The sequence below is a fragment of the Ruminococcus sp. AF20-12LB genome (genome assembly GCF_003478985.1).
In the GTDB taxonomy this organism is placed as follows: domain Bacteria; phylum Bacillota; class Clostridia; order Lachnospirales; family Lachnospiraceae; genus Blautia_A.
Window position 1 is genome coordinate 39676 of sequence record NZ_QUGH01000013.1, and the last position, 11981, is coordinate 51656.

Consider the following 11981-nt stretch of genomic DNA (forward strand, 5'->3'; position numbering starts at 1 on the left):
TGCGGCGGAGAGGTTATACTCTCCAGCCTGCAGGATATTTGTTTTTCAGGATTCCGTTTACAAGCTTTCCGAAGCCGAGAGGATAACCGTCCACGCAGAGAAGATGCCAGCCTTTTTTGTGTGCGGCCTCTTCCGGCTCGATCATAAGAGTTTCGCCTTTCAGATAACGGGTGAGCCGCTCGTCGGAAACCGGCAGGGAGATAACTGCTTCCACATCTCCTTTGTGAAGAGCCAGCGCCAGAGGCTGAGACGGCTCAAAACGGTTTTTCTTCAGATCACCCAGATAGAGGCCGTTTCGAAGAAATGAGATTCCTCGGAGATCCAGCGGGAAGGGCAGTTGATAGTATACTTTATCCTTGCGGACTTCCACACGGTTCCAGTCAAATTCCTGAGCGCCAATGGTTTTCAGGCCGATCTCGGAGAAAAATTCCTCCAGCCATTTCCGGGTGTTTTTGTCCGGCCCTTTTGCGGAAAAGCGGAAAACAGGTGGAAGAGAGTCGCCTTTTTTGCGGAATAGGGCGAGAAAATGGCCTTCACCATCCATTTTGTGTGGAAAGATTCGGACGCATTTTTGAAGTTCTTCCGGATTAAATGTATTTAAGTTTAATGCAATTTCGGAATCGGAAGTGTCTGCTGTGCCGGCATATTCCGGTCGGCCGCCGGAGAAGCCTTCATATCCTGGCATTTCCATAAGTTCCATATCCGGGCGTTGTCTGAGAAGATAGGCTGCCACTTCTTCGTCTTCACATGGGGAAAAAGTGCAGGTGGAATAAAGCAGCATTCCGCCCGGACGGAGCATATCGGCAGCTTTTAAGACCAGGTCTTTCTGGATATCAGAAAGCTCTGCGGATTTTTCCGGTGTCCAGTCGCGGGCAAGGGCTTCTTCTTTTCGGAACATGCCTTCCCCGGAGCATGGAGCGTCCAGAAGGATCTTATTGAAGAAAGCGGGAAAACGCTGGGCAAGTTTGGCGGGCTTTTCGTCGGTGACGAGCATATTTTTCATACCAAAAAGCTCCAGATTTCTGAGAAGGGCTCTGGCTCTGGAAGTACTGATATCGTTGGCAAGGAGAAATCCGGTGTCATTTAAGGCTGCACCCAGGGCAGTGGCTTTTCCTCCGGGAGCTGCACAGAGATCCAGGACAAAATCTCCAGGTTCGATGGGAAGCCTGGAAGCTGGTGTCATGGCACTTGGTTCCTGAAGATAATAAAGACCTGCCTGGTAGTAAGGACATCGTGCAGGGCGGCTTTCCTCCTCGTAGAAGTATCCTGTATTGATCCACGGGATCGGCCGGATGGGGAAAGGGGAAAGCGTCTGAAAGTCCTGGCAGGAGAGCTTGGCGGTGTTTACACGTAGACCGTAAGTGCGGGGATTTTTGTAGCTTTTCAGGAAAGCATCATAATCATCTCCCAGCATTTCTTTCATACGCTTCAGAAAAGGAAGCGGTAATGTCTGTATTTTATCTGAATCTGTCATAATTTCCTCCATAATATAAACTTGACTCTCTCGGATATTGTGTGAAAAGAGTGGTTTCCGAAAATATTATAAAGTATAGAGGGATTTTTCTAAATACTATTGACAAAACTATATTATACGATATATAGTATTATTCACAGAACAATATTACATGACTTATCATGTGAGCGTTGGATCGTGAAGTGATCGCGTTCATCAGCATGTAGTAAGACGGAATGTGAATGTCTGTTTTACAGGTCATAGAGAGGTGAGCAGATGGTATTTAATACAGGAGCAGCCCTGCTGGATGCGATCGTCCTGGCTGTTATTTCCAGAGAGAAGGACGGTACCTACGGGTACAAGATCACCCAGGATGTGCGAAGTGTTCTGGAGGTTTCAGAATCTACGCTGTATCCGGTCCTTCGCAGGCTTCAGAAGGATGAATGTCTGGAAGCCTACAATATGGAATATGCAGGAAGAAACCGGAAATATTATAAGCTGACAGATAAGGGCGCAGCGCAGCTGAATCTTTACAGAAGTGAATGGGAGATCTATTCATCTAAGATCACCAGGATGTTTGAGGAGGGAGTTTGATCATGAACAGAAAGCAGTTTATGGAACAGCTTGAACGGCTGCTTTCCGATATTTCAGAGGCAGAGAGACAGGAAGCACTGGAATATTATGAGGGATATTTTGATGATGCAGGTCCTGAGAATGAAGGAGAAGTGATCCGGGAACTGGGAAATCCGGGGAAGGTTGCTGCGATCATTAAGGCAGATCTTCAGGAGAACAGTGAAGATTACGGGGAATACACAGAGAACGGATATCAGGATACCCGTGTGAAAGAGAACGGGGAAATGCCGGACCATTATACAGAAGTAACCGTATACGGAAATGGACAGGGAGGGTCCCATCGTGATACGGGAAGCAAAGAAAATTTTGAAGACCGCAGGAAAAGACGTGCCCAGCGCGGCTATCACGCAGAGAAAAAGCAGAATAAGGCAGGGATCATTCTTGCGCTTATCGTTCTTGTTTTTGCGGCTCCTCTGATAAAAGGATTATTTGGCGGAGTACTGGGGATTTTGGTGACACTGGCATTGTTGCCTTTCCTGCTGACATTTTTTGCAGGAGTGGAATCGATCATCCTTGTGATCGGTGCAGCTGCGTGTATTGTTGTTGGAATTGCCATGGCGGTGTCTCTTCCGCCGGCCGGGATCCTGACTATCGGTATCGGATGCCTGATGATGGCACTTGGACTTTTGCTACTGTTACTGACGGTGTGGTTTACAGGTAAGATACTGCCGGCGATTCTGAGGAAATTTACGGGATTCTGCAGCAATCTCCTGAATGGAAGAAAGGCGGGAAAAGTATGAAACGTTTTCTGAAGGTAATCCTGATCCTTGCAGCAGTATTCGGTGTGGCAGGCCTGGGACTTACTGCCGGCGGAGCTGCCATGGGAGCGACTATGGGAGATGTGAGTGTGCTGGATCATGGAATCACGCAGGTGCTTCGTATTCTGGATCATGAAGACAGCTGGGAAGTGGAAGACTCCGAAGAAGATATGGATGAGCAGGAGGATGATTTTCAGGCAGATGCAGAGAGAGCGGTAACTGAGAAAGGCATTCTGGCAGACAGTGCAGACAGTTCCGCATATACGAAAGTATATGAGGCTTCGGCTGTGTCAGACCTTTCCTGTGATCTGAGATACGAAGAATTGGTTTTGAAAACATGGAATGAGGATAAAGTCCAGGTGAAAGTTTCAGGGAAGGATCACAATCGCGTTCAGATCAGCAATGACAACGGCAGTCTGAGAATTGCAAGTGATCAAAAAGTGAGAAACCGTTCCGTGGAAATTTTTTGCCCGGAAAACTTAAGCTTTCAGAAGATAAAACTTCAGATGGGAGCCGGAACCATCGAACTGGATGGTGATTTTAAAGCGGAGCAGATGGAAGTAAATGTGGGAGCCGGAACCATTGAAAATTCCGGCAGCCTAGATATAAAGGAAGCAGACTTTACAGTCGGAGTGGGAACTGCCGACATCAGTGAAATTCAGGTGGAAAAATTAAATGGCAGCTGTGGCATGGGAAATATGGAGCTTACACTTACAGGAAAAGCAGCTGATTATAATTATGAGCTGAAATGTGGTCTTGGAAATCTGGAGGTGGATGATTCTCTGGAAACCTCCATCACTTCCGGAAATAAACAGATCACAAATGAAGGTGCTGCGAAAAATATAAAACTGGATTGCGGAATGGGAAACGTTCAGGTTGAATTTGAAGAAGATTAAAGGAGAAAGCATTATGAGCAACAAAAAACTTTACAAATCATCAGTAAACCGTATGTTATGTGGTGTCTGTGGCGGAATTGCAGAATACTTTGATATCGATCCGACTCTTGTCAGGCTGGTATGGGTGATCATTACGCTGATGGGCGGAGCCGGAATCCTGGCGTATATCATTGCAGCGATCATTATCCCGGATTAAAAATGACAGTATCTGTAAAGGACAGACATATTTTTCAGAATGCATAATTTCTCCGAAAATTGTTCATACTCCATAAAAAAGATGAGGAGTGTGGAAGATGAACAGGGAGAAAGAAGTAAAGGCATATCTTGAGGGAAAGCTTTCCCAGGCGGAAAAACTGAAATACGAGATTGCCGATGAGATGGGAGTTCTGGATAAAGTGATCAAAGACGGGTGGAAAAGCCTTTCTGCAAAAGAAACCGGACGGATCGGTGGTCTTATGACAAAAAAGAAGAAACATAAAAAGTAAAATACAGCCTGAAGGAACAAGGCGAAATGACGCCGGAAAAGTCCTTCGGGCTGTATTGAATTATAAGAAAATTTTTCTGAAAAAAAGAAATTTTTTTGACGGTTCAGGGTGGACTGACCAGTGGAAAAGAGCTATACTGTTGGAATAACAGAGGAGGTATGAATGAACATGGGTGAAAAAATTAATAACATTCTAAAGGGTGAGATCATCTCCTCAGTATTTTATATACTGCTTGGACTTTGCCTGATCCTGATCCCCACGCAGACGGTGGATGTGATCTGCAAAGTAGTATTCGGGCTGATCCTCATCGGAGTTGGCATTTATCATATTTATATTTACATACGTGGAAAAGCGAAAGCTACGATCATGGATCTTCTAAGTGGTGTGGTTGTTTTTGTACTGGGTGTGTTTCTTTTTATGACACCGTCCATCGTGATCAAATTGCTTCCATGGATGCTCAGCGCATTTGTACTGGTTGACAGTCTGTGGAAGTTTAAAGGAGCTTTCCTTCTGAAAAAAGGAGGAAACGGCGCATGGAGCGTGCTTTTGATCGGAAGTCTTGTTTTCATTGTACTTGGAATCGTGATGCTGTTTGGAAGATTTCCGAAGATCATGACTCTGCTGATCTTTTCCGGCTGGGTGCTGGTGTGTGACGGAGCTGCGGATATCGTATTCTATACTATTATGAAGCTGGGGCTTCGGAAGATTGCAAAAAAAGCAGAGACAGAGAAGGAAGATTCTGGTGCAGACAGTTCAGATGCTGTAAATGAAACGGCAGATATGGATATGCCAAATGATACAAAAACCCAGGATGAAAACGCGCCAGGTGAGCAGCAGAGCGGGAATGAAACAGAATATCCAACAGACACAGACGGATATTCTGCGGACAGAAAAGAGACAGAAGAATCGACAGAACCGGAAGAAGAGCAAAAGCAGGAGAATTCCCGCTGGGAAAAAGAACCGGAGAATGTGGAGATGAAGCTCTGGGATGTAGGCAAAGACCAGGCGGAAACCGGCAGCCTGAAGAACCTTCTGGATGGTTCCGATGAAGACCTGGAAGAGTGGAAGGACTGACCCTTCTCTTGCATCATCTGTCATTCCGTGGTAAGATGTGCACATGAAAAATACAGATAAAAATATAAAGATACTGATGATGGATTTTTCCGGAATATATGAGGATCAGCAGTTCTGGAGGGGAAAAGAAGTATCCCGGGTGGAGGCCAGGGACATTCCCGGAACCAACTGCTACTGCGATGAGGATGCGATGAATACCATTCGCAGCCGTATTGCCCCTTATTTTTCCGGAGGGATCCATTTTATTGATTCCGGAAACTATCACTATATGACAAGGATCTGGCTGGAAAAGATATCGGAGCCTTTCTCGCTTCTTGTATTTGACAATCACACGGATATGCAGCCGCCGGCATTCGGAGGTCTGCTTTCCTGCGGAGGATGGATCTACGATTCTGTTATGGAACTTCCATTGCTTAAAAGGGTGATCCTGATCGGCCCGGATGAGGAGGCTTTTTCCAGAGTGGAATCGGAGATTCAGGAAAAGGTGGAGTTCTTGAGCAGAGAGAAGCTTCTGGAAATGGAAGAAGCGCAAGTGTGTGCGTTTGTAAGTGAGCATGTGGGAAAGCTGCCGCTGTACATTTCTGTGGATAAAGATGTTCTATGCAAGGATGATGCGGATACGAACTGGAGCCAGGGAGACATGCGCCTGAATACTCTGCTGGAATGTCTGAAGAGGGTCAGAGAAATATGTGCAGAGGGAATCCGGGGCGTGGATATCTGTGGTGAATGTGATGTGGCAGAATCTGGAAACAGCGCCTTGAATGACCGGGCCAATGCTGCTTTGCTGGAGTGTTTTCTGTCCGCATACGTGAGCGAAGATTATGACGGAAATAAGAATAAGATAACAGGAGGAAACTGATGAAAAATGAACTTCTTACCATCGGGCCCTTTACGGTATACGGTTATGGTCTGATGATCGCCATTGGAATTGTGGCAGGCTGCCTGACTGCAGAATACAGAGCCGGAAAACAGAAGCTTGACAGTGAACAGATCTTTCCAATGATCCTGTGGTGCCTGGTAGGGGGATTTTTCTGTGCAAAGCTTCTCTTCTGGATCACAGAGTGGAAATCAATTGTCCAGGATCCGGGATTTATAATGGAAACTTTAAGCTCTGGTTTTGTGGTGTTTGGCGGTATCATCGGCGGGATACTGACGGGGCTTTTGTACTGCAGGATCAGAAAGCTTGTATTTTTTAAATATGCAGATGTGATCCTGCCATCTGTGGCATTGGCCCAGGGATTTGGACGGATCGGATGTTTCCTGGCGGGCTGCTGTTATGGAAAAGAGACAGAGAGTATTTTTTCTGTGATATTTCAGAATTCTGAATATGCGCCCAATCACGTGGCGCTGATCCCGACGCAGTTGTATTCCAGCGGACTGGATTTTCTGCATTTTTTTCTGTTGTTGCTGATCGCACGGAACAAAAAAGAAGATGGTCAGGTCACTGCCTGTTATCTGATCTTTTATAGCATTGGACGGTTTGTGATTGAGTTTTTCCGTGGGGATATTATCCGTGGAAGTGTGGGGATTTTGTCGACATCCCAGTTTATCAGTATTTTTACCGGGATTGCGGGAATCGTGCTGCTGACATTGATCAGGAAAAAAAGAGACAGCAAGAGTTGCGTTTAAACGAATCAGGGAAGTTCCATGTATCAGGAAAAAGTTGGATAATAGTGGTATAAGGACAGGCTTTCGCTGCATACATCTATGAAAAAGGCGAAAGCAGGCCTGTCATGCTCAGAAAAGAAGATTTTGAACCAAATATGAAAACAGAGGATAAGATCCCCGGAGCGCAGACGGAAAATCCGGCACAGAGTCAGCGCTTCGGGGATTTTATCGTGAAATATATGCAGGATGTCCAGGATACTATGGAACTTTTCCCGGGGACATCTTTTCAGGCAATCAATGAAATTTTCGGTGTTCTTTATGTTCCGCTGGAAAGTATGGGAGAGATCGAGGTTACGGGAATCTCCTATAATTCAATCCCGAAATGCTATACCTACATGGATATGGAGGCAGCAGGGGAATCAGGGATCAACAGGCTGCACGATCACCCCTATCTGAAGCTGCGTGGAAAAGGTACTGCGGTGGCGGTGATCGATTCGGGGATTGATTATCAGAATGAAGTGTTTCGAAATGCAGGCGGCTCCAGAATCGCTTATTTATGGGATCAGTCCATAGAAGATGAAGAACAAAATCAGTCAGGGCGGGAATTGGAAGCTGAAAATGGAGATGCAGATAATTTGCAGGAAGAGGGGGATGATATAACAGATACAGAAGTTCCATATGGCAAATTATTCCGGAAAAAGGATATCGACCGGGCACTGGCTTCCGAGGAGCCGTTTGCCATCGTGCCATCCAGAGATACCAACGGCCATGGCACGGCACTGGCAGGTATTGCTGCCGGAAATATGGTACCCGGAGAAAATTTTACCGGAGCAGCGCCGGAGGCAACCCTGATCATCATCAAGGTAAAGCCGGCAAAACAATATCTCCGTAATTTTTATCTTTATCCTCCGGAGGCAGAAGCTTTTCAGGAAAATGATGTGATGATGGCCATTGCTTTTGCGATTACCCAGGCCAAAAAGCTGAAGATGCCACTTTCTATCTGTCTGGGAATCGGAAGCAGCCAGGGCGCACATCTGGGGACCAATGCGTTAAGCCAGTATGTGGACTATGTGGCAAATTTTTCCCAAGTATCCGTATCTGTGGCAGCAGGAAACGAAGGAAATACCAGAAACCACAGTGCAGGCTTTTTTTCTCAGGGAAGGGAGCAGATCGTGACGGAGCTTCGTGTGGCGGAAGGAGAGCAGGGCTTTACCATGGAATTCTGGGGTGAGCCGCCGGAAATCTACGGGCTTTCCATTCAGTCACCTACAGGAGAGATACTGGAGGTAAGCAGCTCCATCGGTTTCAGGACTCAGGAGCTGTCATTTGTTTTTGTGGAAACAAAGGTGTATGTGAATTATATCCTGATCGAGCGTCAGACCGGATATTCGCTGGTGTATATTCGATTTTTCCATCCGGCGTCCGGTATCTGGAAAATTTTTACCAAGGCAAGAAATCAGCAGAACGTAAAGTTCCATATGTGGCTTCCTGTGGAAGGGCTGATCTCCCAGGATACTTATTTTCTGGAACCATCCCCCTATACTACGGTGACAGCGCCGGGAGACGCCAGGAACAGCATCACGGCAACCGCCTACCAGCACCGTGACGGAAGCATCTACATTGCAGCAGGCAGAGGCTATACGCCAGATGGCATGATAACTCCACATCTTGCAGCTCCTGGCGTTAACGTAAAAGTGCCGCTGGTACGAGGCGGATTTGGAACCCGCTCCGGAACCAGTATATCCGCTGCACAGACCGCCGGCATCGCGGCACTTCTGTTTGAATGGGCGATCATACGGAATAATCAGCCGTTTTTTACCGGGAGCAGCGTGAAATATTATCTGCAGAGAGGCGCAAGAAGAGAAGAAAACATGCAGTACCCAAACCCGGAGTGGGGGTATGGGAGGGTGGATCTGTATCATACCTTTGAGTTGCTGATGTGAGATGATCTGTTTTTTTGATCATGTATGCTGCTTATTATTTATATATAAAGGAAAAACGATTTCCCGGATCGCAGAAGAAACTCAATGGAAAGATGTATAGATATTACATTTGGAAAAGTAATAAAAGGATACGAAAGTACTAATTTTGGAAAAAATATTCATATAGATAATTCACTTTGTATCGTGTACTATAAATATATGGAAAAAATATATAATGATACAAAAGGGAGGATTTTACTATGGAGCTTTCAACTTTGGTAAAAATGTCAAACACTTACGGAAGCAATCCGGCTTATGTTCTGGCAGGAGGCGGTAATACTTCTGTAAAAGACGATACAACACTGTATGTAAAGGGATCCGGTACACAGCTTGCTACCATTAAGGCAGAGGAATTTGTCAAAATGGACAGAGCCCGTCTGAATGAGATCATGAAAACGGAATATCCGGCGGATGATGTGAAGCGTGAATCGGCATATCTTGCAGATGTAATGGCGGCAGTGACCGATGAGGATAAAACAAAGCGTCCCAGCGTGGAAGCGCTGCTCCACAATCTGTTTGCCTATACGTATGTCCTGCATGTTCATCCGACACTTATCAATGGACTGACCTGCGGAAAGGGCGCAAAGGCTCTTTGCGAAGAGCTTCTTGGAAAAGATGTACTCTGGATCGATATCTGCAAACCGGGATACACACTTGCCCGCATCTGCTTCGAGAAAATGAATGCCTATAAAGAAGAAACAGGAAAAGACGTGCAGATCCTTCTGCTTCAGAATCACGGAATTTTTGTTGCGGCTGATACTGTAGAGGAGATTGGCGTTTTATTCGATGGTGTGATCGGAAAGCTGGAAAAGCAGGTAAAGAGAACTGCGGATGTAAGTGATGCTGTTACACCTGAAAAAGAGCAGGCAGCACAGAAGCTTTCCAGTCTGCTTGGACATGCGGTGGAAGTCGTACCGGCTGCGGAGGCTGATAATTTTGTAAAAGACAAAACTGCTGCAGCACCTCTTCTGAAGCCGTTTACTCCGGATCATATTGTATATTGCGGACCTTATCCGTTATTTGTAGAAAATATTGATGAGGCGAAAAATGCGATGGATGCATTTATGACAGAGCATGATAAAGAGCCAAGACTGATCCTGGTACAGGGCGTTGGCGCATTTATCATGGAAGATGACAAAGGAAAGGCAGCAAAGGCACAGCTTCTGGTGAAGGATGCGATCAAGCTTGCAGTGTATGCGGAGAGCTTTGGCGGCCCGCTGCAGATGACCGATGAGATCACATATTTTATCACACACTGGGAAGCAGAAGCATACCGCAGTAAGAAATAAAAAAGAAAAAATATATAGAGAAATAAAGAAAATGCGCCGGGAACTGTTAAGAAATTCCCGGTGCATTTTTATCGAATGACGGATACATCTGTTCAGGACAGAGTTACGCAGCAAATGTGGATATTTTTATCCGCATTACCACAAATCTTATTTCCGATACACGAACGCCGGCAGTCCGTCCTCGCCAACCGGAACATTTACAGTTCCTTGGATCAGAGGGCGGGCATAGCGGATAAAGTCTTCGGTGACATCGGAGCCGTCTTCTGTGATCCATTCTACGGGGACAGTCTTTTCTTCGTTGCAGATAACGTTGACATCCTCCAGTGTGCATTTCATGGAGTACGGAGAATCACTCTGACGTTTAAATGCGATCATCTTTCCGGTTTCGCCGTTCAGGGCAGCCTGTACACCAAATTCACCGGCGAGAATTGCTTCCTGCTGGTCTGTCTCAGAGAGCATGGAGACAGAGCAGCGCTGGCTTACATTGAGTTCTACGGAGCGGGCTTTGACACCAAGACGGCTGCGTACAAGATTCTCAAGATATTTACCGCAGCCAGCCAGCATCTTGTGACCGAAGGCGTCGGTTCCGGCAGCGCTGTCGTATTCGCAGATGAATGTGCCGTCTTTATCGTGGATTCCCTCAGATACACAGACTACGACGTTGCAGTTTTTCTCAAAGGCAGCATTAACTTTCAGGAGAAATTCTTCTACATCGAAATTGGTTTCCGGAAGATAAATGAGAAGCGGATTGTCTCCGACGTATTTCCGGGCAAGGGCAGCAGCTCCGGTGAGCCAGCCTGCGTGACGTCCCATGATCTCGATGATAGTGACGGATTTTTTCTCGTAGACACAGGCGTCCAGGGTGATCTCACGGACGGTGGAGGCTACGTAGCGGGCAGCACTTCCGAATCCGGGAGTATGGTCGGTGTTTACAAGGTCGTTATCAATGGTCTTCGGCTCACCGAGGATACGGATGTCACTGCCAATCTTTTCGGCATAGCGGGAAAGCTTGCTGACGGTATCCATGGAATCATTGCCGCCGATATAAAAGAACCAGCCGATGTTCATCTCCTCGAATTTCTGAAAAAGCTTCGGATAAACCGGATCCTCCAGGGATTCCGGAAGCTTGTAACGGCAGGAGCCGAGATAGGCGCCGGGTGTCCAGGTAAGAGCGAGAAGCTGCTCTCCCGGAAGTGCTTCCTGGAAATCAAGGACTGTTCCGTTTAAAAATCCCTCAATGCCGTTGACCATACCATAAACATGGTCGATCTCCTCTGTATGTTTAAGTGCTTCAGATACCACACCGTAAAGACTGCTGTTGATAGCTGCGGTTGGTCCGCCGGATTGTCCTGCGATAAGGTTCTTTTTTGACATTTTGATACCTCCTGGGTGTTGTTTTTTATATTGTAACAGAAATAGGAGAAGATAACATCTAAAAAAATCACCTTTTTTATAAAAAAATTACTCTAGCAAATGTTTATATCATAGTAATATAATAGTATAAACAGAGAAAAGAGGTGAAAAAACGATGACAGTAAGAAAAGTACAGTTTGAGAGTATGGATGAAGTGAACCGTTTTCTTGATGTGACGGAGCATTTTCCGTTTGCAGTGGATCTGAAAAGGGGAAACAGGACAGTAAATGGCAAATCTATTCTTGGAGTTGCATCTATTGGCCTTGGCAGAGAGATGGACTTTTGTGCACATGTGCCGGAGCTTGCGCCGGAGATCACATCCAGTCTTGGTTTTTGCATGAGGTAGGTTTAAGAGGAGAAAAAATAAATAATGGTTGATCGATGGTGAAT

The 11981-nt window shown here is 46.1% G+C and carries 13 protein-coding genes; 11 read left to right on the forward strand and 2 right to left on the reverse strand.

The window, feature by feature from the left end; all coding sequences use genetic code 11:
• Nucleotides 1-13: 13 nt before the first annotated feature.
• Nucleotides 14-1474 (reverse strand): RsmF rRNA methyltransferase first C-terminal domain-containing protein, encoded by a 1461-nt coding sequence (locus tag DWX61_RS15010; RefSeq protein ID WP_182434016.1) that lies wholly within the window; start codon nt 1472-1474, stop codon nt 14-16.
• Between the two features lie 255 nt (nt 1475-1729).
• On the opposite strand from DWX61_RS15010, the gene DWX61_RS15015 reads away from it, so the two are divergent.
• From DWX61_RS15015 to DWX61_RS15060, 10 genes are all read left to right on the forward strand, one after another.
• Nucleotides 1730-2047: a PadR family transcriptional regulator gene (locus tag DWX61_RS15015; protein ID WP_015527209.1), complete on the forward strand. Its 318-nt coding sequence runs from the start codon at nt 1730-1732 to the stop codon at nt 2045-2047.
• Nucleotides 2048-2049: 2 nt separating this feature from the next.
• A complete protein-coding gene (locus DWX61_RS15020) occupies nt 2050-2826 on the forward strand; it encodes a DUF1700 domain-containing protein (protein WP_118626127.1) in 777 nt (258 codons plus the stop codon).
• Nucleotides 2823-3740: a DUF4097 family beta strand repeat-containing protein gene (locus DWX61_RS15025; RefSeq protein ID WP_118626129.1), complete on the forward strand. Its 918-nt coding sequence runs from the start codon at nt 2823-2825 to the stop codon at nt 3738-3740. Before DWX61_RS15020 ends, DWX61_RS15025 begins: the two co-directional genes overlap by 4 nt.
• A 13-nt stretch (nt 3741-3753) precedes the next feature.
• Nucleotides 3754-3936 (forward strand): PspC domain-containing protein, encoded by a 183-nt coding sequence (locus tag DWX61_RS15030; protein WP_021977077.1) that lies wholly within the window; start codon nt 3754-3756, stop codon nt 3934-3936.
• A 97-nt stretch (nt 3937-4033) separates the two neighbouring features.
• Entirely contained in the window at nt 4034-4225 is a 192-nt protein-coding gene (locus DWX61_RS15035; protein ID WP_015527205.1) for an alpha/beta-type small acid-soluble spore protein, read from the forward strand.
• Between the two features lie 168 nt (nt 4226-4393).
• Nucleotides 4394-5299: a DUF308 domain-containing protein gene (locus DWX61_RS15040; protein ID WP_182434017.1), complete on the forward strand. Its 906-nt coding sequence runs from the start codon at nt 4394-4396 to the stop codon at nt 5297-5299.
• A gap of 43 nt (nt 5300-5342) precedes the next feature.
• On the forward strand, nt 5343-6158 hold the full coding sequence (locus DWX61_RS15045) for an arginase family protein (RefSeq protein ID WP_118626133.1): 816 nt from the start codon (nt 5343-5345) through the stop codon (nt 6156-6158).
• Nucleotides 6158-6928 carry a prolipoprotein diacylglyceryl transferase gene (locus DWX61_RS15050; RefSeq protein WP_118626135.1) on the forward strand — a complete coding sequence of 257 codons (771 nt, stop codon included), beginning with the start codon at nt 6158-6160 and terminating at the stop codon, nt 6926-6928. The genes DWX61_RS15045 and DWX61_RS15050 overlap by 1 nt, the downstream gene beginning before the upstream one ends.
• A gap of 104 nt (nt 6929-7032) precedes the next feature.
• Complete coding sequence (locus DWX61_RS15055) at nt 7033-8850, forward strand: S8 family peptidase (protein ID WP_118626137.1); 1818 nt, start codon at nt 7033-7035, stop codon at nt 8848-8850.
• A 239-nt stretch (nt 8851-9089) separates the two neighbouring features.
• Complete coding sequence (locus tag DWX61_RS15060; RefSeq protein WP_110103225.1) at nt 9090-10178, forward strand: class II aldolase/adducin family protein; 1089 nt, start codon at nt 9090-9092, stop codon at nt 10176-10178.
• Nucleotides 10179-10325: 147 nt separating this feature from the next.
• On the opposite strand, the gene DWX61_RS15065 is transcribed toward DWX61_RS15060, so the two are convergent.
• Complete coding sequence (locus DWX61_RS15065) at nt 10326-11552, reverse strand: 6-phosphofructokinase (protein ID WP_118626139.1); 1227 nt, start codon at nt 11550-11552, stop codon at nt 10326-10328.
• 154 nt (nt 11553-11706) lie between these two features.
• On the opposite strand from DWX61_RS15065, the gene DWX61_RS15070 reads away from it, so the two are divergent.
• Nucleotides 11707-11937, forward strand: coding sequence for an HPr family phosphocarrier protein (locus DWX61_RS15070; RefSeq protein WP_118514290.1), 231 nt, complete (start codon nt 11707-11709; stop codon nt 11935-11937).
• The last annotated feature ends 44 nt before the right edge of the window (nt 11938-11981 follow it).